We start from the raw sequence: 23,156 nt of genomic DNA, 5'->3' as shown, positions 1-23,156 counted from the left end.
TGCCGTCACTTGCGGCGCGAGAGCCAGAAAAGGCCGAGCAGGGGCAGGACCAGCGGGATGAAGACGTAGCCGCTCCCGAACCCGGACCAGACCGTGGCCTTCGGGAAGGCCCCGGGATCCACCAGGCTGAGCGTGCCCACGATGAGCACCCCCGCCAGCTCGACGCCGCAGGCGACCAGCGCCAGCACGCGGTTCCCCCTGGCCAGGGCCACCGCGAGCACGAGGTAGACCAGGGCCGCGAAGGCCGACAGCACGTAGGCCAGCGGGGCGTCGTCGAACTGCCGCGCGATCTGCACGGCCGCCCGCGCCCCCGCGGCGAGAGCGAAGATCCCGTAGACCGCGACCAGGACCCGGCCCGGCCCGGCGCCGACCGTCCCGGCGCCCTCGGTTCCGGAACCCGTGGCTGCGGAGGGCGTGGTGGACCGGGCCTCGCCGGCCTCGTCGACTCGCTCGTTCATGCCGTCCCCTGCCAGAGCTGCAGCATCCGCCCGACCATGCCCGGGATCGCGAAGCCCGCGACCGCGATCACGGCCGGGCCCCAGCGCGAGCGCTCGCCCACGCCCCAGAAGGCGGCGACCGGCGGGATCACCACGGTGCCCGCCATGTAACCGATCAGCGTGGCCGTCTCGGCCGGACCCTCGCCCCGGACCAGCGCGGCGATCAGGAACCCCGCCTGGACGAGCAGGCCGAGCTCCAGCACGCCGAGCGCGATGAGGAGCACGTTGCCCATGGCCTTGTTCATCGCGGTCGTCAGCAGGCTGACCAGCGCGATCACCAGCGCCAGCACGATCAGGCCGGTCGCGAGCGGGCCGATCATAGGGTCACCAGGAGGTTTGCGGACATGAGCAGTAGGGTACTGCCCGTCCACGCCGCCCCCCGATCCGAGGCGCCTACGCTGGAACCATGGAGAGAATCCTGGTCAGCGCCTGCCTCATGGGGCGGAAGGTCCGTTACGACGGGGCCGCCAAGACCAGCGGCGACGCGCTGCTGGCCGACTGGCGGCAGGAGGGCCGTCTCGTGCCGTTCTGCCCGGAGGTCGAGGGCGGGCTGCCCGTCCCCCGCCCGGCCGCCGAGATCGAGAGCGGTGCCGGGGGCGCGGCCGTGCTCGCCGGCGCCGCCCGGGTGCTGACCGCGGACGGGGGCGACGTCACCCAGGCGTTCCTCGCCGGGGCCCAGGCCGCGCTCGCCGTCGCCCGGTCCTTCGACATCAAGATCGCGGTTCTCAAGGAGGGCAGCCCTTCCTGCGGCGCCCTGAGCATCTTCGACGGCGCCTTCCGCGGCCGTCGCCTGCCGGGCCGGGGCGTCACCGCCGCGCTGCTGGAGCTGCACGGCATCGCGGTCTTCACCGAGGACCACATCGCCGAGGCGGGGGCACGGCTCCGCGAGATCGACGGGTCCGCGGAGCCCGCGGCCCGGTGAGAGGGACCCTCCGGGCCGTCCCCCCGCGGGCGGAGGCCGGCCGGGGACCGCGCTCCGCCCGCCCCGCCGTACCGCGACGGGCGGCGGGTCAGTACTCCCAGGTGTCCGTTCGGTTCTCGTGGCCGATGCAGAAGGCCGCCGAGCCGCTGTCACCCTGGACCAGGTCCACCCGGATCCAGCCGTCGGCCTGGGCGATCCTGGTCTGGTAGCCCGAGTTCGGCACGGCGGATACCAGACGGCAGGCGCCGTTCTCGATGGTGAACGAGACCGTTCCGCCCTTGACCTGCACCACCCGGATGTCCTGGTTCGCCGCCGCGGCCTGAGTGGTGGGTCTGGGAGCGGCCGTGGTCGCGGCCGGCCGGGGAGCCGCCGAGGTGGCGGCAGGCCGGGGAGCGGCCTGGGTGGCGGGTCTGGGAGCGGCTGTGCTCGCGGCGGGCCGTGGAGCGGCCAGCAGGGACGGGGTACTGGCCGAAGCGCGCGGCCGGACGGGGTCGGCGGTTCGCGCCGGGACCGATCGGGCCGGCTTCGGCCGGGCGGTGGGCGAGGAATCGCGCCCGGCCTGGCGCTCCGTCTCGGCCAGGGCCGTCGGCGTGCCGAGGAGGGCCACCGGGTCGGCCGACGAGTCCGAGGGCAGCGGGGCCGCGCCCGTCCTGCTGTCGGCGGCGCTGAGCGGCTCGATCCTCACATCGTCGAAGACCCCGCGGTACAACACGTCCCGGACGCCGAACCAGGCGATCGAGATCGCCAGGACCGTGGCGCCGAACCATCCCGCAAGGAAACGAAGCTTCTGCCGCATGCGGTGAATTATTACCCCAAATGTCTCTTTGTTCACTACGGTTACACCTCATGGCGACCGTTCTCGTAGTGGAAGACGACGAGTATGTGCGCTCCGCGATCATTCAGGAACTGAGCAGGCGCCAGCATGCCGTGCGCAGCGCGGGGCGGGCTCTCGACGCGTTGCGGGAGATCACCCAACGTCCTCCGGACGCGGTGATCCTCGACCTCGGCCTGCCCGACCTGGACGGGTCCGAAGCGCTGAAGATGATCCGCAGCGTCTCCGGCGTCCCGGTCATCGTCGCGACGGCCCGCGACAACGAGGCGGAGATCGTCCGGCTGCTGGAGGCCGGAGCCGACGATTACCTGGTCAAGCCGTTCTCCGGCGACCACCTGAACGCCCGGCTGGACGCGGTGCTGCGGCGGGCGCGGACCGCGAGCCCTCCGCAGGTGCTGCACATCGGCGATCTCGCGGTGGACCTGAACCGCCGTGAGGCCACCGTGGGCGGCGCGCCCCTCACGCTGACGCGCCGGGAGTTCGACCTGCTGGCCTACCTCGCCGCGCGGGCCGACCGGGTCGTCTCCCGCAAGGAACTGCTCACCGAGGTCTGGCAGCAGTCCTACGGCGACGACCAGACCATCGACGTCCACCTGTCGTGGCTGCGCCGCAAGCTGGGCGAGAGCGCCTCCGCCCCGCGCTACCTCCACACCGTGCGCGGTGTGGGCGTCATGCTGATAGCACCCCCGCCATGAGACGGACCCTCGCCCTGCTCGCGCTGGCCGGGGCCTCGATGATCGCTCTGGCCTTCCTCGTCCCCCTCGGGCTCTTCGTCAAGGAGAGCGCCGAGGGCCGGGCCCTGGCCGAGGCCGAGCGGCAGGCGGCTGCGCTCGTCCCGGTGCTGGCGATCACCGTCAACCCGCAGCGGCTGCCCCACGCGCTGGTCAGCACCGGCGCGGGGGACCGCATCGCCGTGCACCTGCCGAGCGGCGGCGCGGTCGGCACGGTCCGCGCACCCGCGCCGACCGTGACCGCCGTCTCCCGGCTTGCGCGGGCCGTCACCGCCGAGACCGACACCGGGGTCCTCCTGCTGCGCCCTGTCGCCCTGGACGGCGGCCGGACGGTGGTGATCGAGATCTTCGTGCCCTCCGAGGAGCTCACCCGGGGCGTCCCCACGTCCTGGGCGGTGCTGACCGGGGTCGCGGTGATGCTCGTCGCGGGCTCGGTGCTGGTCGCCGACCGGATGGGCGTGCGCGTGGTGCGCGCGGCCCGCCGCCTGGGCCGGGCCGCGGGCGCGCTGGGCGCCGGAGACCTCACCGTGCGCATCGATCCCGAGGGCCCTCCGGAGCTGGTCGCCGCCGGAGAGGCCTTCAACACCATGGCCGACCGGGTGGTCCAGCTGCTCGCAGCCGAGCGCGAGATGGCCGCCGACCTGTCGCACCGGCTGCGCACGCCGCTGACCGCCCTGCGGCTCAGTCTCGACCACCTGGGACCGGAGGCGGAGCAGAGCCGCCGCTCCCTGAGCCGTCTGGAATCCGAGGTCGACCAGATCATCGCCGCGGCCCGGGCGCCCTCCCGCGCCCCGGAGTTCGTCTCCTGCGACGCCGCGGAGGTCCTCCGCGAGCGGCTGACCTTCTGGTCCGCCCTGGCCGAGGACCAGCAGCGCCCCTGGGAGCTGATCGGCGCGGACGCGCCCGTCCGGGTCCCGGTCGCGGCCACCGAGCTCAGCGCCGTCGTGGACGCGTTGCTCGGCAACGTGTTCCGGCACACCCCTGAGGGCTCGGCGTTCACCGTGACCCTGCACCAGGGCTCCGGCACGGTCGGCATGCTGATCGCCGACGCGGGGCCGGGCATCCCCGACCCCGCGGCGGCGCTGCGGCGCGGGGCCAGCGGGTCGGGCTCCACCGGGCTCGGCCTGGACATCGCCCGCCAGCTCGCCGAGACCTCCGGCGGTGACCTGCGGATCGACGCCTCCTCCCTCGGCGGCGCCAGGGTGCAACTGTGGTTCCGCACCGACCAGCGGGACCGCACGCCGCGCGTGGCCCGGCGCCTGGTCCGCAACCGCTGGTCGCGTGCGGCCCGGCGGGCGATCTCCAACCGCTGGTCGGGAACGGCCCGCACCCCCTGACCGATCGCGCGGGCGCCCCGCCCCGCCCCGCACCGTCGCAGCCCGGCGCGCCGACGGCCCGGGGTCCGGGGTCCGGGGTCCCGCGGCCGTGGACGCGCCGAGCAGGGCGAGCGCCTCCTCGCGGGTCATCGAAGCGCCCCGCGCGAAGGCGTTGCCGAACTCCTCGTCCCCGAGCCGGGCGCGGGCCTCCGCCGTCAGGCGGGCCACGTCGTCGCCCCCCGGCCGACGTCCCGCGCAGCGCCGTACCGGCACCGAGCAGCAGTGCCGCGCGGTCCCCCTCGCCGTCCAGCAGCGCGATCCCGGAAAGCGCCTCGGCCAGCACCGCCACCGTCCCCGTGTTCTGGTGGCCCGCCGCCAGCGCCCGGCGGTACCACCCAAGGGCGGTGGCGGCGTCCCCGCCGGCCTCCCCGACCAGCCCCAGATCGATCATGATGAGGGCGCGGACCTCCTCGAACCCGAACCAGCCCGCCGGACACGCGGCCAGCGCCGCCTCCAGCAGCCGCGCCCCGGCGAGGTCGCCCCGGATCCGGGCCAGCCGCCCCAGGACGTGCTCCGCCTGGGCGAGCACGTCCGCCGCTCCCGCCCTGCGGGCGATCTCCGCCGCGTTCTCGGCGTCCCGGCGGGCACCCTCGGCGTCGCCGGTGCGCGCGCGCAGTGCCGCCCGCCTGCAGAGCCGCTCCGCCACCTCGTCGTCGGCACCCAGCTCGCGGGAGCGCGCCGCGCTCTCGTCGATCAGCTCCAGTGCCCGGCCGAGATCACCGCGCATCTCGGCGATCCTGGCCAGCTCCGCCTGGACGAGTGAGAGGCCCCACCGCTCGCCGGCCGCGCGGAAGCCGTCGAGCGCCTCGTGCAGTTCCCGCTCGCCCTCATCGATCCGCCCGCCGTACAGCAGCATGAGCCCGTCGCCGACGTGGCCCAGCGCCTGGCTCCAGGGATCCGATCCGACGAGGAAGCGCTGGTCGGCCACCGGCTCCAGGGCGGCGGCGTGCGGGTCGGCTCGGGTGATCCGCGATCTGTGACCTCCGAAGTTGCGGTGCCGGCCGACGGGACAGCGGGGCCGTTATCGGGGATGCTCGGACCACAGGCTCCAACACAACGGGAGCTGTTCGGAAGGAAGCGTTCATCATGAGTGCAGCCGAGCTCGAAGAACTCAAGTCACGGCAGCAGAAGACCTGGGCCAGCGGCGACTACGGCAAGATCGCCTGGCTCACCGTCCCGATCGCGGACGTGCTGTGCGACGCGGCCGACCTGCGGGCGGGCTCGACCGTCCTGGACGTGGCGACCGGCACCGGTCACGTCGCGCTCGCCGCAGCGCGCCGCTTCTGCGCGGTGACCGGCATCGACTACGTGCCCGCACTGCTGGAACAGGCCCGCCGCCGCGCCGAGGCCGAGGATCTCGAGATCGAGTTCCGGGAGGCGGACGCGGAGAGCCTGCCGTTCGCGGACGCCTCTTTCGACTACGTGCTCTCGGCGATCGGGGTCATGTTCACCGCCGATCACCAGCGGGCGGCGGGCGAGCTGCTCCGGGTGTGCCGGCCCGGCGGGCGGGTGGGCCTGGCCAGCTGGACGCCGGCGGGCTTCGTCGGCGAGATACTCAGGACCGTGAGCGGCCACGCGCCTCCGCCTCCGGCGGCCCGGCCGCCGACCCGCTGGGGTGAGGAGGGTACGGTGCGCGAGCTGTTCGGCGACGGCGTCTCCGCACTGACGTTCGTCACCGCGCATGTGACGCAGCGGTTCCTCTCACCGGAGCACTTCGCCGACTTCTTCGTCACGAACTACGGCCCGACGCTCAAGGCGGCCGAGCGGCTCGACGACGCGGGACGGCGGGCCTTCCGCGACGACCTGGCCGCCATAGCCGCCAAGTCGAACCGCACCACGGACGGGACCGTGATCAGCGACTGGGAGTACCAGATCTCCGTCGCGACCCGGGTCTGACCTTCAACGGCGCGATCCCGCCCGATCGAGGTGATCGGACGGGATCTCGTCGATCCGGCCCGGCGAGAGGCGTGCGCGGGCCTCAGTCGTGATCTGCAGGGCAGAGATCGCGCGGATCGGTGACTTCCGCTGGCCGCGACGCCGTAGGTCGCGAGCGTGATCCGTCACGCGTCCCCAGACGGCCTGCCCGAAGCCGTACCGGGAAAGCCCCCGCCTGCGGCTTGAGGTTCCCGCGCGGCAAGGTTCTAGATTCGGCGCATGGCGGACGGACCCGAACTGATCACGGTCGGCCGGCTGGCACGTCGTGTCGGTCTGACGGCAAAGGCGCTGCGCCACTACGACCGCATCGGCCTGCTGGTGCCCGCCCTGGTCGAGCCCGGCAGCGGATACCGCTACTACGGGCCTCAGCAAGTCGCCCACGCCCGGCTGATCCGGCTGCTGCGCTCGGTCGACGTGCCCCTGGAGCAGGTACGGGCGTGTCTGGCGGCGCCGGATGACCAGGCCGAGATCCAGCGGGTGCTGGCCCGGCACCGCCGCCGCCTGCAGGCACGTCTGGACCGGACACGCGGGGACCTGCACCGCATCGATCACCTTCTCGAGGACGGAGTCATGATGCTCATGGCAGACCACACGGACCCGCACGGCTTCGCCGAGGCGGCGGGTGGACAGCGGCAGCTGGCCATCGACTTGTTCAACGGAGTATGGCGATTGCTGGAGAAGGAGGGCCGCACGGCCGACGACGACGATCAGATGCTGCACATGGCCCATGCCTCGCGCTACCACTGGGGCCAGGTCGGTGCTCCGGTCAACCGCAGCCGGGGCGAATGGCAGTGCTCACGGGTGTATGCGGTCCTGGGACGCGCCGAGCCGGCACTGCATCACGCCCGCCGCAGCCTGGAAATCTGCCGCGCCCACGGTATCGGGGATTGGGATCTGGCCTTCGGCTACGAGGCCCTGGCCCGTGCCAGCGCGGTGGCCGGTGACCGGGAGCAGGCCCGCGCGTGGACCGAACAGGCACTGGCGGCCGCCGAAGACATCACACAAGACGAGGACCGTGAACTGCTGCTCACCGACCTGGAGACCATCCCCGCCCAACCGCGTTTTTGGTGACACCCCCGCATGCGTGGGGGTGAGCCGCCCTCACGCTCCGGGGAAACGGTGAGATCCCACCGACGCCGCTCGCACCGTGCGGGCCAGGACCGTCCGCTCCGGCATCGCCGTACGGCCGGGCCCGCTCCCCCCGCCCGGCCGGCTCAGCACCTGACCGAGGGCTGCCGGCCGACGGCCGCGCCGTGGGGCAGATCAAGGTCTGGAGCGGGCCGGCAGGCTGCTGATGCGCACCGCGAGCTCGCGCGGGCGATGATCACTGGAGTCCACCAAACCGGCTTGGGCCCCACTCGGCGATCTCCAAGGTTTTGATCGTCAGTGAGCTCCGACCCCACCTGCGGTGATCGGAGAGGTGGTTTCACTTGAGGTGACAGGCTCGATTGCCAGACGACACCAGTCTCCCAGGGAGACGGCCGATCCCTCAGCGGATGAACCGGACCTGCGGGTAGCGAGGCGAGGAGTGCCGGAGCAGGTGGTTGTCGAGGTGACGTAGATGAAGGTCGAAGAACGCTCGCACGTAGTCGCGTTGTGCGTGGATGGCGCGGTATGGGTCGAGGGTGCCGATTGCTTGCGCGACTTGGCTGGGTGTGAGCCCGAGGCTGGGCGCGGCCTGGGGCAGGAGCGTTTCGAGATCGGTGAACGAGGTGTGGGTGGAGCCCATGAGGGCCAGTTCGCGTTTCCAGCCGTGCTGACTGGCCCAGAACTGGTCCCAGCTGGGATCTTCCGGACCCGGACCGGGGTCGCTGCCGAACAGGAGGAAGGGCCGGCCGGTGCCCGCGGTGGCGGGTGATAAGAGGCTGCCATCCAGGTTGACGCCGGCCTGCAGGCGCCGGTCGGCGCGCATGGCGGCGGCGGCCGTGGCGCCGCCGAGGGAGTGGCCGAGTATGCCGACGCGGGGCAGGCGGAACGCGCCGGTGAGGGTGGGGGGCAGGCGCCGCCGCCCGGCGTCGATGTTGTGCCCGGCGTTGAGCGCCGTGAGCCGATCCAGCACGAACCGGGTGTCCGCGGTCCGCACCACCAGGGCCTTGCCGATGAGGGCGTCGTCGACGTCATCGGTGATGGCGAAGCTCTCCACGCGCCCACCGGGGAACTCGACCCGGTCGGCGTCGTAGGTGTGGTCGACGGCCACGACGAGGTAGCCGTGGCTGGCCAACTCCTCGACCAGAAGGGTGCCGAGGCAGCGGTTGCTGCGCAGGCCGGGCGAGTACACGACGACCGGCCGCCCGCACCGGCCGCGGTCCACCGGTGCAGCCACCCGGGCGTGGGAGGTCGGCAGGAGCAGCGTGCCGGGTGGGATGCCCTGTGCCTGCTCGAAGAAGGGGACGGCGGCGGGTGACATCCACGGCGCGAACGGGTGGCCATGGGCGGCGCGCGCGGGGTACCAGAGCTGGACCATGAGTTCCCGGGCCGGACGGGAAGGCTGCCATGGATCGACGCGTGCCCGGTCGACCAGATGTAACCAGACCGTGCCGATCGGGTGGGGGCCGCTCGGTGCGGACAGCGTGAGCCGCACCGGAGCCGGCGTGCGGGCTTCTGCTGCGGGACCGGGTAAAGCCGCGGCGCGTCGGGGCTGGGCGGCGGCCGTGGTGGCCATCGCAATGGGGACGATGGCCGACGCCGCGGCAGCGCCGAGCAGCGAGCGTCGGGTCAGGTTCAGGGGTCGCCTCTCGTTCACCATGGCGAAAATGTAAGGTGTGCCTTCCATCAAGTCAAGGATGCTTGACTGTGTGGAAGGGGTGCTTTACCTTCATGCCATGGCGAAACAGCAGGACCAAGTGACGCGCGCGGCCCGCCGCGCTGTCCTCATCGACGGCCTACCCGTGGCGATCCTGGGCCCTGTGGCCCTGGCCCTGGGCAGTGATCCCGACCAGAGCGCCGCTCAGAAGGCCTGGTGGATTGCGGCTACCGCCGTGTTCACGCTCGCCGTGGCCTGGGTCTTGCTGCGGGCGTTCCGGCGTGCAGACGAATACCTGCGCAAGATCCAGCTGGAAAGCATGGCCATCGCCTTCGCGGCAGTGCTCGTGGCGCTGCAAGTGGCCACCCTCCTCGACGCCGCGGGCGTCATCCAGCTCCATCAGCTCATGCAGCTGATCCTCCTCGGCGGGATGGCCATCTGGCTTGTGCTCGCCGACCTGCGCACCCGCCTGCACCGATGAAGGCGCCGCGCCCGTGAAGAACCGACTACGCGAACTGCGAGCAGCCCGCCGGTGGAGCCAGGCCGACCTGGCCGACCGGTGCCATGTCTCCCGACAGGCGATCAACGCCATCGAGACCGGGCGATACGACCCCAGCTTGCCCCTGGCGTTCACCATCGCCGACGTCTTCGACCTGACCATCGAGGAGATCTTCCTGCCCGACCGGGCGGACACGACGAACGACCCGGCCCGACCCTGAACGCCTCAGGCCGGCTTCCAGCCGGTCGGCGCGAGCGACCGGGCAGGGACGCAGCCACCGTTCTCCGCTGGGACGCCACGTCCAGCAGATTGCAGCGCTGACGGCCACACCCCGCTCGCCTGTTCCCCGGCGGCGGCCGCCGGCGTCACGGTGAGCCGTCGGCGGCCGGGAGGGTGAGGGTGAGGCGGGCGCCGCCGGGGTTGCCGGCGGCCGCACCAGCCGGGGAAACGACGAGATCCCGCCCGATCGAGGTGATCGGACGGGATCTCGTCAACGTGCTCCAGGCCGTTTCGAGAACGGCTCCGAAGTGGAGCTATGGGGATTCGAACCCCAGACCTCCTCCATGCCATGGAGGCGCGCTACCAGCTGCGCCATAGCCCCTGGTCACCGCTCCGAGTGCTCTCGTTGCGGCGCTTCGGAAGCATATAGGGACAACCTCCCGTTCACCTAATCGACGGGCGTACGGCTCGCGCCTGTCATGCGGGATGCGAGCCGTACGCGCGGTCAGGCCGGGATGGCCTCGGGGTTGTCGTCGCTCTGGATCGGCTCCGGCAGGGTCCCCGCGTTGTGCTCGAGCAGGCGCCAGCCCTTGCGGCCCTCCTGCAGCACCGACCACGAGCAGTTGCCCAGGCCGCCGAGGGCGGGCCAGTGCTCCTCGGGCAGGCCCATCAGCCTGGCGATGCCGAGCCGGATCGCCGCACCGTGGGAGACCACGACCAGTAGCCCGTCGGGACTGAGCCGCTCGGCCCAGCGGCGGATCGAGGCGGACACCCGCTTGGCGACGTCGGTGACGTCCTCACCCCCGGGGGCCTCCCAGGCGGCGAACTCCCGGGGCCAGCCCGTGGAGATCTCCTCGCGGGTGAGGCCCTCCCACTCGCCCCCGCCGCGCTCGCGCAGGTCCTCGTCCACGGCCACGGTCAGGCCGGTGACGCGGGCCAGCGCGTCCGCGGTGTCCGCGGCGCGCTGGAGGTCGGAGGCGACGATCAGCTCGGGGCGGAGCGTGGCGAGCATCGAGGCCGCGCGGGCGGCCTGCGCGATGCCGGTCTCGTCCAGCGGGATGTCGGTGTGGCCCTGGAAGCGATGCTCGACGTTCCACAGGGTCTGGCCGTGCCTCAGGCAGACGACGCGGCGGCTCATGCTCCGCCCTCGCCGCGCGCTCCGGGCTCCGGGCGCACCGGGCCGGTCACCCGGACCCCGGCGGCTCGCTCGTGCCGTACCGTCACTGAGCGTCCTCCGGGGCGGTCGTCCGGGCACGCTGCGCGGCGACCTGGGTCACGACGTCCGGCAGGGAGATGGCGGGGCAGTCCTTCCACAGCCGCTCCAGGGCGTAGAAGGTGCGGTCCTCCTCGTGCTGGACGTGCACGACGATGTCGACGTAGTCCAGGAGGACCCAGCGCCCCTCGCGCTCCCCCTCGCGGCGCACGGGCTTGGCGTCGGCCTCGAGCCGCAGCCGGTCCTCGATCTCGTCGACGATGGCACGGACCTGACGGTCGTTGGTGGCGGAGCAGAGCAGGAAGGCGTCGGTGATGACGAGCTGCTCGCTCACGTCATAGGCGAGGATGTCGTCGGCCAGCTTGTCGGCTGCGGCCTCGGCGGCGAGCCTGACGAGCTGAACGGATCTTTCGGTTGCGGTCACGGTGTGGATTAGTCCTCCGGTAGTCGGCTTCGTCACCCCTAAGGATGCCCGGTGTGGCACGCGTTAAGAGCGGGCACGGATACAACGCCTATCGTGTGCCACCCGATTCCGCGCCGCAAACGGAAATCGGCGGCGGGGAGCCGCACCGGGTCAGGCTTCTCCGCGCCGCGGTCGTCCGTGATCGAGCAGCCGTGCCAGGCGCGCACCGTGTGGCGCCGCGCCTGGCCTGGTCACTCGGAGATGACGGCGTCTCGTGGACCTCCGTAGACGGGGTTTCTGTCATAGCGCTCCTCCGTGACGAGAAGGCGGATCACCCCCTTGGCGTTCTCCTCCGCCTCCCAGACGCTCCAGTCGTCACCGACGGGCTCTTCCTGCGTGCGCTCCTCACCGAAGCCCCCGGGATTCCCCGGCGGGATGGCCATGATCAGGAAGACGACTTTCTTGCCGCGCCTCCTCAGCTCCGGCAGGACCTCGCCGACGGTCTTCTCGTCCACGCGCATCCCCTCGAGCGAGCGGCCCTCCACCGTCGCCGTACGGAATTCCGGCGTGTAGACCTTCGGCTTGGGAGCGGGAACGGGTTCGCAGGGCGCCACCGGGCCCTCCATGAGATAGGTGGAGGTGCTGGAGCCGTGCCCGCCCGGAGTGGAGCTGATGGTCCAGACGAAGGTCTGGCCGGGCCGGAACAACCTCGTGTTGATCTGCATCTGCCAGCCCTCCTTCTCTCCGGGAATGTTCTCCGGCAGGCTGTACAGGCCCTGGGGGATGTCCTCCACATGCTTGCCACGCGGTCCGCGGCACACCTGCCCGTAGGGAAGGTGGTCGACGATGGCGGGAACGTTGAGCTCCTTCAACCGCTTCTCCAGCCCGAGGGCATCATGGAAATCACGGACCTGGATGGTCACCATCCCGTCGGCGGTCCGGGTGACGGCATAGGAGCCCGGCACACCGGGACCGTCCTCCAGCAGGCTCGGGCCCACCACGACACCCGCGGCGAGCGCGAACGAGGCCGCCAGGCCCAGGGCCCGCCGCCGGGCGGCGTATCCGCGGGTCCTGACCGGCGCGGCCGGCTCCTCCGAGGTGATCACGGCCAGCAACGCCCGGGCCCCTGCACCGGTCGGGTCTCCTCCCTGCGCGCCGGGCGCGACCCTGGCCAGCGACTTCACCGCGTCGATCTCGTCGATGTTCTTCACAGCGGCCTCTCCGCCGGGACGAACCGGCTGTCTGACGTGAAGTGGACATCCGCCTCGGCGAGCGCTCGGGAAAAGCGTTTGCGGGCACGGTGGAGCCTGATGCGCACGGCATTGCGCGACAGCCCGAGTGCCGTCGCGATCTCCTCGCGGTCCAGGCCCTCCCAGGCGACCAGCGACAACAGCTCGCGGTCGTCGTCGGACAGGGTCCGGAAGGCCTGGCCGATCGCCGCGCGCTCGATCCCGCTGTCCAGGGAGTCCCCGTACAGGTCCGCCAGCTCGGCATCGAGCTCGACCATCCGGGCCCGTCGGCGGTTGTCGCCTCGGTGGTGGTTGGCCAGCACCTTGCGTGCCACGCCGTACAGCCACAGCGTGGCCTCCGCCCCCGCCGGCAGCTCGTCGACCCGGCGCCAGGCGACCGCGAAGGTCTCCGCCACCACGTCGGCCGCGTCCTGCGGCGAATCGCAGCGGCGCGCGGCGTATGCCGTGATCCGGCCGTAGGCCTGGTTGTAGACGGCCTCGAATCTGGCCAGCCGCTCGTCATTCACGGGCGGTTCCCATGGCAGGTCTCCTCATCGGTTCACGTGACGGACACCTCTGTCTATGTACGGCACCGGCTCATCATTTCCGGCCGCCGTGGAAAAGCAGGCCCTTGCGGTGCCTGCGGACCGGGTCGCTTCTGCTCGCCGGCGGGCATCCGCGGAGGCGCCTTCCCGCATACGCGACTCCGGGTCCGCCCTGCCCCCGCGGATCCGGGTGATCTCCGATGCGTGATCAGTCCGCCTGCGAAAACAGCTCGATCATGGAGATGAGCAGCGATTACGCTTGCGGGCGTCTCGCATCGTTTCTCGCCGCTTTCGGCACTCCCGCGGAACAGCGACGGAACAGAGCGGAATCTTGGAGGCGCCCATGGCGATGCCCAGGAAAGGCTCACGGTCCATCAGCGTCGATGGCACCGCCTTCCGCTGGCGCATCCGGCACAGGTCCACCCACTGCCGAGGCAGCGGCTGGAGTCCCCTCACCGTCGCCGTCGAGCGGACCGAGGAGCCAGGATGTGTTCTCTTGGTGTCACTCCCCTGCGCCCGACCGGACAACTGGCTCGGAGAACGGACGATCGCGGTCCGCCCTGCCCTCGTGGCCGGATGCATCCGGCGAGCCGTCGAACAAGGATGGGACCCCGGGCGACCGGGCCCGGCGTTCGCCCTCACCGTCACCGAGGACGAACTAGCCGCGCTCCTGGGCGGGCCGCCTCAGTACCTGATCCCCTTCCTCTGGGGCATGATCCCTGAAGGCGGAGGCATCAGGGACCTCCCGCGATGCACCGAGATCTGGAGCCGAGACGAAAAGAGCACCAGCCGGGCAGCCTCTGACGCTCCATAGGGAAGGGCGGGCACCTCGTCAACGGCGTCTTCGCCGATGCGCCCTCCCTCGGGGGCGGGTGCCGAACGCCCCGGTCAGTCCTCGATCCGCTGGTAGAGCCCGCGCTTGTTGATGTACTGGACGATGCCGTCCGGCACGAGATACCAGATCGGCTCGCCCGCGGCGACCCGCTCCCGGCACTCCGAGGACGAGATGGCCAGGGCCGGGATCTCCAGCAGGCTGACCCGGCCCTCGGGCAGGCCGGGATCGTGCAGGTGGTGGCCGGGGCGGGTGGCGCCGACGAAGTGCGCGATGGTGAACAGCTCCTCCACGTCCCGCCAGCTCAGGATCTGGGAGAGGGCGTCGGCGCCGGTGATGAAGTACAGCTCCGTGTCGGGGCCGTAGAGCTCGGCGATGTCACGCAGCGTGTCGATGGTGAAGGTCGGGCCCGGCCGGTCGATGTCCACCCGGCTCACCGAGAAACGCGGGTTGGAGGCGGTCGCGATGACCGTCATCAGGTAGCGGTCCTCGGGGGCGGAGACCGCCTGGTCGGCCTTCTGCCAGGGGCGCCCGGTCGGCACGAACACGACCTCGTCGAGTTCGAAGTGGTGCGCGACCTCACTGGCGGCGACCAGGTGGCCGTGGTGGATCGGATCGAAGGTGCCGCCCATAACGCCCAGACGGCGCTTCCCCCGGCTGATCGGCGCGTTCATCATGGAACGGACCATACGCGTAAGCCGTACAGAGGTTTTAATCACCCCCCGCGCGTGACACGCGTACCCGACGTAGCATGCCGGACATGACCACCACCCCGGATCGCAACCGCGTGCAGCTTCCCGGCATCAGCTCCCGTGCCTACGAACACCCCGCCGACCGGTCCGCACTGGTCGCTCTCCGTTCGCTCAGCGGGTTCGACACGGTCCTCAAGCAGATGTCCGGTCTGATCAGTGAGCGCCGCCTGCGCCTGATCTACCTCGCCTCCGCGGTGCGCACGAGCGACACCCAGTTCCGCGCCCTGCACGACATGGGCCGCGACGCGGCCTACGTGCTCGACCTCCACCGCATCCCGGAGGTCTACGTCCAGCAGAACCCGCAGGTCCAGGCCAAGGCCATCGGCTTCGACGACCCGTTCATCGTCGTCACCACCGGCCTGCTCGACCTGATGGACGAGGAGGAGCAGCGCTTCGTCATCGGCCACGAGACCGCCCACATCCTGTCCGGTCACGCGGTCTACCGCACCATGCTGGACATCCTCACCCGCCTGGCCACCCGCGTGGCCTGGATCCCGCTGGGCTACATCGGCCTGCGCGCGATCGTCGCGGGGCTGGAGGAGTGGCACCGCAAGTCCGAGCTCTCCGCCGACCGCGGTGGCCTCCTCGTCGGGCAGGACCCCGACGCGGCCCTGCGCGCGCTGATGAAGCTCGCCGGCGGCTCGCGCCTGCACGAGATGAACATCGAGGCCTTCCTCGACCAGGCACGCGAATACGACACGGCGGGCGACGTCCGCGACGGCCTGCTGAAGGTCCTCAACCTGCTCGGCACCACCCACCCGTTCGCGGTCTCGCGGGTCGCCGAGCTCGACAAGTGGCGCCGCAGCGGCGAATACGAGGGCATCCTGCGCGGCGACTACCCGCGCCGCGCCGACGACTCCAGCGCCAAGGTCTCCGAGGAGGTCAAGGCCGCGGCCCGCTCCTACCGCGAGTCCTGGTCGCAGTCGCAGGACCCGTTCATCGGCGTCCTGCGCGATGTGGCCGAGGGCGCGGTCAACGCCGGGGAGCGCATCTTCAACCGTTTCTCCCGACGCGACGGCAACTAGACCGCTTCGCTAGCGGCGCCCCGTCTTCTGCACCGCCAGGGCCGCCTCCCCGGCGAAGGCGGCCTGACGTCCCGATCCGGGGCGGGTCCCGCAGGCCCGCTCCGAACGGGTCACAGGACCAGTGCCACGACCCGTACGGCCGCCGCGCACAGGGCGACGAACCCGCCGAGGACGGCCAGCGCCCGCAGCCCCTCCCTGCGAAGTTCGGGCAGGCCGGAGCCGACCCGCTCCACCTCGCGGCCGATGATCCCGCCGCAGACCACCCCGAACACGACGCCCGCGACGGCGACCGGGGCGGGGCGCTGCCACCAGTCGAGGGGCAGCGCCCCGCCCAGGGCCAGCCAGAGCGCGAAGGCCGCCAGCCCGGCCGCGGGCAACCCCGGCCAGACCGCGGCACTCGCCAGCGATCCCGCGAAGGTCAGGGGGAAGCCCAGGACCCGCAGGGCGCCTCGGACCGGGGCGGATCTACGCTTCCTCACCAGCCAGTGCCCGACCCAGACGGTGCGGGCCAGGACGGCGAAGAACCCGGTGACTGCGAAGGTCGCCACCGGCCAGATCACCGAGGCCACCACGCAGGGCACAGCCAGCAGGGCGAGGACGACCAGCGCCACGTTCCCCGCCGGCAGCGGCCCCGCCGAGCCGGCGGGCGCCGCCTCGGCCGCCAGGGCGCTGTCCGCCTGTCGCCCCCTGGAGGCCGACCGGCTGATCCTCGGCCCCGCCGCGGAGACCCGCCGGGGCTCCCTTCCCTCGGCCACGAGCCGCGTGCCGCGCGAGGGCTCCCGTTCCGGCCCGGGTTCGGCGCCGCCGCTCTCGGTCTTCGTCCCGGCCTTGCGCGTTCCCGCCCGCTCGCCCGTCTTCTCTGCGGCGGGTTTGGCGGGCTTCGGCGGGGACGGCGGCTCGGCGGGGGCGGCCTTCCTGGCGGACCCGGGGACCCTCGCGGGTGCCGCGGGCTTGCGGGGCTCCGGGGACGTCGCGCGGGCCAGGCGCGTGAGACGGGCGGAGAGGAGGGCCGCGGTGGGGCGTTTGGCGGCCTCGCGGTGGAGCGCGGCGCGCAGCAGCGGGAGGAGGGCGGCGGGGACCCCGGCGAGATCCGCCTGGCCGTTGAGGATGGCGTACATCTGCGCTTCGACCGTGCCCCGGCCGAAAGTGGGGCGGCCGGTGGCGGCGAAGGCCACCGTGGCCGCCCAGGCGTGCACGTCGGCGGGTGCGCCCACCGGCTCGTCCGCGAACAGCTCGGGGGCGGCGTAACCCGGGGTGCCGAGGAAGGTGCCGGTCATGGTGAGCCGGGTGGCGTCCAGAACCTGTGCGATGCCGAAGTCGATGAGGACGGGCTCGCTCGACGGGCCGATCAGGACGTTGGCGGGTTTGAGGTCGCGATGGACCACCCCGGCCGCATGGATGATCGCCAGTGCGGCTGCCAGCCCCTGGGCGAGGACGATCAGGTCGGCGCCGTCCAGCGGGCCGGCCTGCCGTACCCGGTCGAGCAGGGTGTCGCCCTCGATGTGCTCCATGACCAGGTAGGGCCGGTCACAGATGAGATCGGCGTCGAGGACCCGGGCGACATAGGGGCTTTCGACCCGGCGCAGCGCGCGGACCTCCCGCTCCAGGCGGATCCGGGCCTCGGAGTCGGCTTCGATCGCGTCGTGGAGCATTTTGAGCGCGACGTTCTCGCCCCGGCGCGTGGTGGCGAGGTAGACCTCGCCCATCCCACCCCTGCCGAGGCGCTCCACCAGCGTGTACGGGCCGACGCGCCCGAGTCTGCCCCGACCTCCACCCATAGGAGACCACACCATAGCGGGCGGGCACGACGAAACCCCGGCGGCGCGCCGTAGACGGGGGAACGGGCCGAGGACGCCGGGAGGCGGGCGCGCTACGACCGGCCCGCGGGCTCGCGGCCCGCGGGGACGAGCAGGCTCTCCAGCTCGGCGACGGGTCCCTCGGACAGGTCCGGGCGCCCCTTGCGCCGCCAGTTCACATGCCCCCGGCTCTCCAGGAACAGCATCAACCGGTCGGCGCCGAGCACCACCACGACGATGAAGAGGAATGCGATCACGATCTCCACGCGGAGAGTCAAGCCCGGCCCGCCGCGATCGCCGCGGACGACACGCGACTACATGCCGTGAACGGCGAGCCGCTTTACCAGATCATCGACGAATCTGCGGAGCACCAGCCTGACCACCGGCCCCTGCCCGGGCAGGCGGCCGCGGAAGCGCGACCGCCACCGGATCGTGGTCCCGCCGCCGGGGAGCGGCTCCAGCGTGACGTCGGCGCGGTAGTCACGGGCCGGGACGCCCTCCAGCAACTCGTAGGCGAAGTGCCAGGAACCGGGGTCGAAGGCGACCACCCGCTCCCGGGTGATCTTGTTCCCGCGCCGGAGCACCCGGACCGCCCCGACGCCGTCGCGCTCGGGGGAGCCGGGCGATTCCAGCTCGACGGCGTCGAAGGGCGCCCACCCGGTCCAGGTGGAGACGTCCGTCAGGACCGCCCAGAGGCGGTCGGGCGAGGCGGGCGAGACATATGCGACGTCGATACGCTGTTCTGCCATGGTCCAGTGATATCCCGTCCGGCTTGCGCCCCGCTTGCCACCGGCTGCACGGGCTCACGGGCCCGCGGCGGCGCTGCGCGTCACGGCTCAGCAGCTCGAGCCGTCTCCCCCGCAGGAGGCGATGACGGTGCCCGTGGAGGTGCGAAGGTGGCCCTCGCCGGTGTAGACCCACTTGGTGGAGGTCAGCTCCGGCAGGCCCATCGGGCCGCGGGCGTGCAGCTTCTGTGTGGAGATGCCGATCTCCGCGCCGAAGCCGAACTCGCCGCCGTCGGTGAAGCGGGTGGAGGCGTTGACCGCCACGGCCGCGGAGTCGACCAGCGCGACGAACCTGCGGGAGGCGCTGACCGACCGGGTGACGATCGCGTCGGTGTGGCCGGAGCCGTACTGCCTGATGTGGGCGACCGCGTCCTCCAGGGAGCCGACCACGGCGGCGGCGATGTCCAGCGAGAGGTACTCGGCGCCGAAGTCCTCCTCGGTGACGGGCACCACCGTGCCACCGGCCTCCTGACCGTAGGAGGCGATCCGCGCGTCGCCGTGGACCGTCACGCCCGCCTCGGCCAGTGCGGCCAGCGCGCGCGGCACGAAGGCGTCGGCCACGTCGGCGTGCACCAGGAAGGTCTCGGCCGCGTTGCAGACCGATGGCCGCTGGACCTTGGCGTTGAGCAGGATCTCCAGAGCCAGGTCGAGGTCGGCGTCGGCGTCGACGTAGACGTGGCAGTTGCCCGTACCGGTCTCGATGACCGGGACCGTGGACTCCTCCACCACCGAGTTGATCAGCGAGGCGCCGCCGCGCGGGATCAGCACGTCGACCAGGCCGCGCGCCTTCATCAGCGTCTTGACCGACTCACGCGTCTGGCCGGGCACGAGCTGTACGGCTCCTGCGGGGACGTCGGTGCCCGCGAGGGCGTCCTGCATGACCTTCACCAGTGCCGTGTTGGAGGCGTAGGCGCTGGAGGAGCCGCGCAGCAGGGTGGCGTTGCCGCTCTTGAGGCAGAGCGCGGCGGCGTCGACCGTGACGTTGGGGCGGCCCTCGTAGACGATGCCGATCACGCCGAGCGGCACCCGGATCTGGCGCAGCTCCAGCCCGTTGGGCAGGGTGTTGCCCCGGATCACCTCGCCGACCGGGTCGGGCAGGTCGGCGACCTGGCGGACGGCCTCGGCGATGGCCTCGATCCGACCGGCGTCCAGGCTGAGCCGGTCGATCATGTATTCGGAGGTGCCGTTCTCCCTGGCCTTGGCCACGTCGAGGGCGTTGGCCTCGACGATCTCGGCGGACCTGGCCACCAGCGCGTCGGCGATCGCCCGGAGCGCGGCGTCCTTCGGCGCCCGCGGCAGCGGGGCCAGCTCGGCGGCGGCCTCTTTAGCCGCCAGGGCTACCTTCAGGAAATCTGCGGAAGTCTCAGAAGTCGGCATGAGATTTCCCGACAAAACGGCCATGTGGCGCTCCATAGGGAGAACTAGTGGGTGGGCTCCAGTATGACGATGTCGTCACGGTGGATGAGTTCGCGTTCATATTCCGGACCGAGGCTGCTGGCCAGCTCTCGGGTGGACCGGCCCAGCAGGCCGGGGATCTCTCCGGCGTCGAAGTTGACCAGGCCGCGGGCGACCACGTGGCCGTGCGGGCCGCACAGGTCCACGGGGTCCCCGGCGGCGAACTCGCCTTCGACCGCGGTGACCCCGGCCGGAAGCAGCGACTTGCGGCGGCCGACGACGGCCTCGACCGCTCCCTCGTCCAGGTGCAGCCGGCCGCGGCCGGTGGTGGCGTGGGCCAGCCAGAGCAGCCGGGTGCCGGGGTGGCGGCCGTCCGGGTGGAAGTAGGTGCCGATGTCGGCTCCGGCGATGGCCTGGGCGGCGTGCGCGGCGGCGGTCAGCACGACCGGCACACCCGCGCCGGTGGCGATCCTGGCCGCCTGGACCTTGGTGATCATCCCGCCGGTGCCGACCGCGCCGCCCTTGCCCAGCTCGACCCCGGCGAGGTCCTCGGGGCCGCGCACGTCAGCGAGCCTGCGCGCGCCGGGACGGCGGGGATCGCCGTCGTAGAGGGCGTCCACGTCCGACAGCAGCACCAGCGCGTCGGCGCGGGTCAGGTGGGCGACCAGCGCAGCGAGCCGGTCGTTGTCGCCGAAGCGGATCTCGTCGGTGGCCACGGTGTCGTTCTCGTTGACCACCGGGACGATGCCCAGCTCCAGCAGGCGGTTCAGCGTGCGCTGGGCGTTGACGTGGTGTGCGCGGCGCATCATGTCGTCGGCGGTGAGCAGCACCTGGCCGACCCGCAGGCCGTACCGGGCGAAGGACGAGGTGTATCGGGCGACCAGCACCCCCTGGCCGACCGAGGCGGCGGCCTGCTGGGTGGCGAGGTCGCGGGGACGGGCGGACAGACCGAGCGGGCCGAGGCCGGCCGCGATCGCGCCGGAGGAGACCAGCACGATCTGCGTGCCGGTCCCGCGCCGGGCGGCGAGCACGTCGACCAGGGCGTCCACCCGGTCGACGTCGATCGTTCCCTGCGGGGTCGTGAGCGAGGACGAACCCACCTTCACGACGAGACGTGAGGCCGTACGGATCCGGTCGCGCGGGGCGGTCACGGGAGGCACCTTTCTCGGTTCTGGCGAGGCCAGGGGTGGCGGACGGGAGGAGGCTATCCGAGCCGGTTGTCCGTGCCGCGCGGGCCCTGGTGCACGGCCTCCGCGTTGAGCGTGGGCTGCCAGTCGAAGATGTAGCCGCTCTCCATCGACCCGATGATCACCTCGGCCCCCGCCTTGGCGCCGGCCTTGGTGAGCTCCTCCTCGACGCCGAGGCGCTCCAGCCGGTCGGCGAGGTAGCCGACCGCCTCGTCGTTGGTGAAGTCGGTCTGCCGGATCCAGCGCTCCGGCTTGACACCGGTGACCTGGAAGGTGCTGTCGTCGATCTTCCGCACCGTGAACCCGGCCTCGCCGAGCTGCCTGGGCTTGATGACCAGGCGGGTGGGCTCGGCGACGGGGGCCGCGGCCCGGGCGGCGGCGACCATCTCGCCCATGGCGTAGGTCAGTTCCTTGAGCCCCTCGTGGGTCGCCGCGGAGATCGAGAAGACCCGCAGGCCGCGCTCCTCCAGCATGGGCCGGACGATCTCGGCCAGCTCGCGGGCGTCGGGCACGTCGGCCTTGTTGAGCACGGCCAGCCTCGGCCGGTCCTCCAGTTTGCCGTACGCCGCCAGCTCGGCCTCGATCGCCTCGTAGTCGCTGATCGGGTCGCGGCCCGGCTCCATGGTGGCGCAGTCGATCACGTGCACGAGCGTGCTGCACCGCTCGACGTGGCGCAGGAACTCGTGACCGAGCCCCCTGCCCTCGGAGGCACCGGGGATCAGACCGGGCACGTCGGCGACGGTGAAGATCGTGTCTCCGGCGGTGACCACGCCGAGGTTGGGCACCAGCGTGGTGAACGGGTAGTCGGCGATCTTCGGCCGGGCGGCGCTGAGCGCCGCGATGAGGGAGGACTTGCCCGCGCTGGGGAAGCCGACCAGCGCCACGTCCGCGACGCTCTTCATCTCCAGCATCACGTCGAGCTCGTCGCCGGGCTCGCCGAGCAGCGCGAACCCGGGGGCCTTGCGCTTGGCGGAGGCCAGCGCCGCGTTCCCCAGGCCGCCGTGGCCGCCCTCGGCCACCACGTAGCGGGTGCCCACGCCGACCATGTCGACGATGACCTCGCCGGTGGCGGCGTTCTTGACCACGGTGCCGTCGGGCACCGGGAGGATGACGTCGCCGCCGTTGGCCCCGTCCCGGTTGGAGCCGGAGCCCTGCTTGCCGTTGTCGGCCTTGCGGTGCGGACGGCGGTGGTACTCCAGCAGGGTGGCGGTGTTTGCGTCCACCTCCAGGATCACGTCGCCGCCCCGGCCGCCGTTGCCCCCGTCGGGGCCGCCGAGCGGCTTGAACTTCTCCCGATGGACAGAGGCGCAGCCATGTCCCCCGTCACCGGCCTTGATGTGCAGGACCACCTGGTCCACAAAGTCCGGCATGTCTGCTCTCCTACCCCCATCTGCGGGAACCCCGCTCGTCGCGGGAAACCTCGCCTCTCGGCGGGACTCCCCGCCTCACAACGCAACAGGGGTGGACCGCGGAACGCGATCCACCCCTGTCTTCAACGTCTGCCGGTGCGGATCTACTCCGCGACCGGGACGATGCTCACCGCGCGGCGACCGCGCTTGACGCCGAACTGCACGTGGCCCGCGGCCAGCGCGAACAGCGTGTCGTCACCACCGCGGCCGACGTTGTCGCCCGGGTGGAAGTGGGTGCCACGCTGGCGGACGATGATCTCACCGGCGTTGACCAGCTGGCCGCCGAAGCGCTTCACGCCGAGCCGCTGGGCGTTGGAGTCACGGCCGTTCCGAGTGGACGACGCGCCCTTCTTGTGTGCCATCTCGCAAAACTCCCGAAACTCAGGCCTGGTTGATGCCGGTGATCTTCACCTGGGTGTACCGCTGGCGGTGACCCTGGCGCTTCTTGTAACCACTCTTGTTCTTGTACTTCAGAATGCGGATCTTCGGACCCTTGGTCTCGCCGAGAATCTCGGCGGCGACCGAGAACCGGCCGGCCTCGGTGGTCACGTCGCCGTCGTTGACGACGAGCACCGTCGGCAGCGTAACCGTGGAACCGACCTCGCCGGCGACCTTGTCCACCTCGAGGACGTCACCGACGGAGACCTTCTGCTGCCTGCCGCCGCAACGAACGATCGCGTACACCGCGGAACCCTTCTTCTGACTACATGCTCGCTGGATGCTGCGCCCGCATCCGGCTATGGTCACCGATTTGACCGACGAACCAGGTAGGCGCGCGAACAGGGCGCGCCACGAGCGCACCGATTAATCAGGGTACCGGACTACGGTGCC

The 23,156-nt window shown here is 71.9% G+C and carries 27 protein-coding genes and 1 tRNA gene; 9 read left to right on the top strand and 19 right to left on the bottom strand.

The window, feature by feature from the left end; all coding sequences use genetic code 11:
• Positions 1–5 precede the first annotated feature (5 nt).
• Both HS041_RS21880 and HS041_RS21875 read right to left on the bottom strand, forming a co-directional pair.
• Positions 6–458, bottom strand: coding sequence for a hypothetical protein (locus HS041_RS21880; RefSeq protein WP_230879548.1), 453 nt, complete (start codon positions 456–458; stop codon positions 6–8).
• Entirely contained in the window at positions 455–817 is a 363-nt protein-coding gene (locus HS041_RS21875) for a hypothetical protein (RefSeq protein ID WP_196442681.1), read from the bottom strand. Before HS041_RS21875 ends, HS041_RS21880 begins: the two co-directional genes overlap by 4 nt.
• Positions 818–903: 86 nt before the next feature.
• Between HS041_RS21875 and HS041_RS21870 the strand changes: the two genes are divergently transcribed.
• Complete coding sequence (locus HS041_RS21870; RefSeq protein WP_196442680.1) at positions 904–1,419, top strand: 2-thiouracil desulfurase family protein; 516 nt, start codon at positions 904–906, stop codon at positions 1,417–1,419.
• A gap of 88 nt (positions 1,420–1,507) precedes the next feature.
• Here HS041_RS21870 and HS041_RS21865 read toward each other — a convergent pair whose 3' ends face one another.
• Entirely contained in the window at positions 1,508–2,215 is a 708-nt protein-coding gene (locus tag HS041_RS21865; protein ID WP_196442679.1) for a hypothetical protein, read from the bottom strand.
• A gap of 50 nt (positions 2,216–2,265) precedes the next feature.
• Here HS041_RS21865 and HS041_RS21860 point away from each other — a divergent pair, with 50 nt between their 5' ends.
• The 5 genes from HS041_RS21860 (at position 2,266) to HS041_RS21840 (ending at position 7,364) form a co-directional block, all read left to right on the top strand.
• Entirely contained in the window at positions 2,266–2,946 is a 681-nt protein-coding gene (locus HS041_RS21860; RefSeq protein ID WP_196442678.1) for a response regulator transcription factor, read from the top strand.
• Positions 2,943–4,319, top strand: coding sequence for a sensor histidine kinase (locus HS041_RS21855; protein WP_196442677.1), 1,377 nt, complete (start codon positions 2,943–2,945; stop codon positions 4,317–4,319). The genes HS041_RS21860 and HS041_RS21855 overlap by 4 nt, the downstream gene beginning before the upstream one ends.
• Before the next feature lie 88 nt (positions 4,320–4,407).
• Positions 4,408–5,121 (top strand): hypothetical protein, encoded by a 714-nt coding sequence (locus tag HS041_RS21850; RefSeq protein ID WP_196442676.1) that lies wholly within the window; start codon positions 4,408–4,410, stop codon positions 5,119–5,121.
• 323 nt (positions 5,122–5,444) lie between these two features.
• A complete protein-coding gene (locus HS041_RS21845) occupies positions 5,445–6,254 on the top strand; it encodes a class I SAM-dependent methyltransferase (protein WP_196442675.1) in 810 nt (269 codons plus the stop codon).
• Between the two features lie 258 nt (positions 6,255–6,512).
• Complete coding sequence (locus tag HS041_RS21840) at positions 6,513–7,364, top strand: MerR family transcriptional regulator (protein WP_196442674.1); 852 nt, start codon at positions 6,513–6,515, stop codon at positions 7,362–7,364.
• 418 nt (positions 7,365–7,782) lie between these two features.
• Here the strand turns inward: HS041_RS21840 and HS041_RS21835 are convergent, their stop codons facing one another.
• Positions 7,783–9,039 (bottom strand): alpha/beta hydrolase family protein, encoded by a 1,257-nt coding sequence (locus HS041_RS21835; RefSeq protein WP_196442673.1) that lies wholly within the window; start codon positions 9,037–9,039, stop codon positions 7,783–7,785.
• Between the two features lie 76 nt (positions 9,040–9,115).
• Between HS041_RS21835 and HS041_RS21830 the strand changes: the two genes are divergently transcribed.
• On the top strand, positions 9,116–9,517 hold the full coding sequence (locus tag HS041_RS21830) for a hypothetical protein (protein WP_196442672.1): 402 nt from the start codon (positions 9,116–9,118) through the stop codon (positions 9,515–9,517).
• Positions 9,518–9,530: 13 nt separating this feature from the next.
• On the top strand, positions 9,531–9,755 hold the full coding sequence (locus HS041_RS21825; protein ID WP_196442671.1) for a helix-turn-helix transcriptional regulator: 225 nt from the start codon (positions 9,531–9,533) through the stop codon (positions 9,753–9,755).
• A 145-nt stretch (positions 9,756–9,900) separates the two neighbouring features.
• Here the strand turns inward: HS041_RS21825 and HS041_RS39420 are convergent, their stop codons facing one another.
• The 7 genes from HS041_RS39420 to nadD form a co-directional block, all read right to left on the bottom strand.
• Entirely contained in the window at positions 9,901–10,029 is a 129-nt protein-coding gene (locus HS041_RS39420; protein ID WP_255530049.1) for a hypothetical protein, read from the bottom strand.
• Between the two features lie 34 nt (positions 10,030–10,063).
• Positions 10,064–10,136, bottom strand: a tRNA-Ala gene (locus tag HS041_RS21820).
• A 123-nt stretch (positions 10,137–10,259) separates the two neighbouring features.
• Complete coding sequence (locus HS041_RS21815) at positions 10,260–10,892, bottom strand: histidine phosphatase family protein (RefSeq protein ID WP_196442670.1); 633 nt, start codon at positions 10,890–10,892, stop codon at positions 10,260–10,262.
• Positions 10,893–10,974: 82 nt separating this feature from the next.
• Positions 10,975–11,391 carry a ribosome silencing factor gene (rsfS, locus tag HS041_RS21810; RefSeq protein ID WP_196442669.1) on the bottom strand — a complete coding sequence of 139 codons (417 nt, stop codon included), beginning with the start codon at positions 11,389–11,391 and terminating at the stop codon, positions 10,975–10,977.
• 230 nt (positions 11,392–11,621) lie between these two features.
• The gene (locus tag HS041_RS21805) at positions 11,622–12,581 is read right to left on the bottom strand and encodes a hypothetical protein (protein ID WP_196442668.1); all 960 of its coding nucleotides are present in this window, start codon (positions 12,579–12,581) and stop codon (positions 11,622–11,624) included.
• Positions 12,578–13,126, bottom strand: coding sequence for an RNA polymerase sigma factor (locus tag HS041_RS21800; RefSeq protein WP_196442667.1), 549 nt, complete (start codon positions 13,124–13,126; stop codon positions 12,578–12,580). The genes HS041_RS21805 and HS041_RS21800 overlap by 4 nt, the downstream gene beginning before the upstream one ends.
• 906 nt (positions 13,127–14,032) lie before the next feature.
• Positions 14,033–14,653 carry a nicotinate-nucleotide adenylyltransferase gene (gene nadD, locus HS041_RS21795; protein ID WP_196442666.1) on the bottom strand — a complete coding sequence of 207 codons (621 nt, stop codon included), beginning with the start codon at positions 14,651–14,653 and terminating at the stop codon, positions 14,033–14,035.
• A gap of 74 nt (positions 14,654–14,727) precedes the next feature.
• Here nadD and HS041_RS21790 point away from each other — a divergent pair, with 74 nt between their 5' ends.
• Positions 14,728–15,753 (top strand): M48 family metallopeptidase, encoded by a 1,026-nt coding sequence (locus tag HS041_RS21790; protein ID WP_196442665.1) that lies wholly within the window; start codon positions 14,728–14,730, stop codon positions 15,751–15,753.
• A 110-nt stretch (positions 15,754–15,863) separates the two neighbouring features.
• On the opposite strand, the gene HS041_RS21785 is transcribed toward HS041_RS21790, so the two are convergent.
• From HS041_RS21785 to rplU, 8 genes are all read right to left on the bottom strand, one after another.
• Positions 15,864–17,531 (bottom strand): protein kinase domain-containing protein, encoded by a 1,668-nt coding sequence (locus HS041_RS21785; RefSeq protein WP_196442664.1) that lies wholly within the window; start codon positions 17,529–17,531, stop codon positions 15,864–15,866.
• A gap of 92 nt (positions 17,532–17,623) precedes the next feature.
• Positions 17,624–17,815: a hypothetical protein gene (locus tag HS041_RS21780; RefSeq protein ID WP_196442663.1), complete on the bottom strand. Its 192-nt coding sequence runs from the start codon at positions 17,813–17,815 to the stop codon at positions 17,624–17,626.
• Positions 17,816–17,863: 48 nt separating this feature from the next.
• A complete protein-coding gene (locus HS041_RS21775) occupies positions 17,864–18,298 on the bottom strand; it encodes an SRPBCC family protein (protein ID WP_196442662.1) in 435 nt (144 codons plus the stop codon).
• An 87-nt stretch (positions 18,299–18,385) separates the two neighbouring features.
• Positions 18,386–19,711, bottom strand: a complete 1,326-nt coding sequence (locus HS041_RS21770) for a glutamate-5-semialdehyde dehydrogenase (RefSeq protein WP_196442661.1) — start codon at positions 19,709–19,711, stop codon at positions 18,386–18,388.
• A gap of 44 nt (positions 19,712–19,755) precedes the next feature.
• On the bottom strand, positions 19,756–20,880 hold the full coding sequence (gene proB / locus HS041_RS21765) for a glutamate 5-kinase (RefSeq protein WP_196442660.1): 1,125 nt from the start codon (positions 20,878–20,880) through the stop codon (positions 19,756–19,758).
• 53 nt (positions 20,881–20,933) lie between these two features.
• Positions 20,934–22,286 carry a GTPase ObgE gene (obgE, locus tag HS041_RS21760; RefSeq protein WP_196442659.1) on the bottom strand — a complete coding sequence of 451 codons (1,353 nt, stop codon included), beginning with the start codon at positions 22,284–22,286 and terminating at the stop codon, positions 20,934–20,936.
• A gap of 143 nt (positions 22,287–22,429) precedes the next feature.
• Entirely contained in the window at positions 22,430–22,687 is a 258-nt protein-coding gene (gene rpmA / locus HS041_RS21755; protein ID WP_012893687.1) for a 50S ribosomal protein L27, read from the bottom strand.
• A gap of 19 nt (positions 22,688–22,706) precedes the next feature.
• Positions 22,707–23,009 carry a 50S ribosomal protein L21 gene (rplU, locus tag HS041_RS21750; protein ID WP_196442658.1) on the bottom strand — a complete coding sequence of 101 codons (303 nt, stop codon included), beginning with the start codon at positions 23,007–23,009 and terminating at the stop codon, positions 22,707–22,709.
• Between the last annotated feature and the right edge of the window lie 147 nt (positions 23,010–23,156).

Source organism: Planomonospora sp. ID67723 (genome assembly GCF_015711605.1).
Lineage (GTDB): Bacteria > Actinomycetota > Actinomycetes > Streptosporangiales > Streptosporangiaceae > Planomonospora_A.
This window is presented reverse-complemented; position numbering and strand designations above follow the sequence as displayed.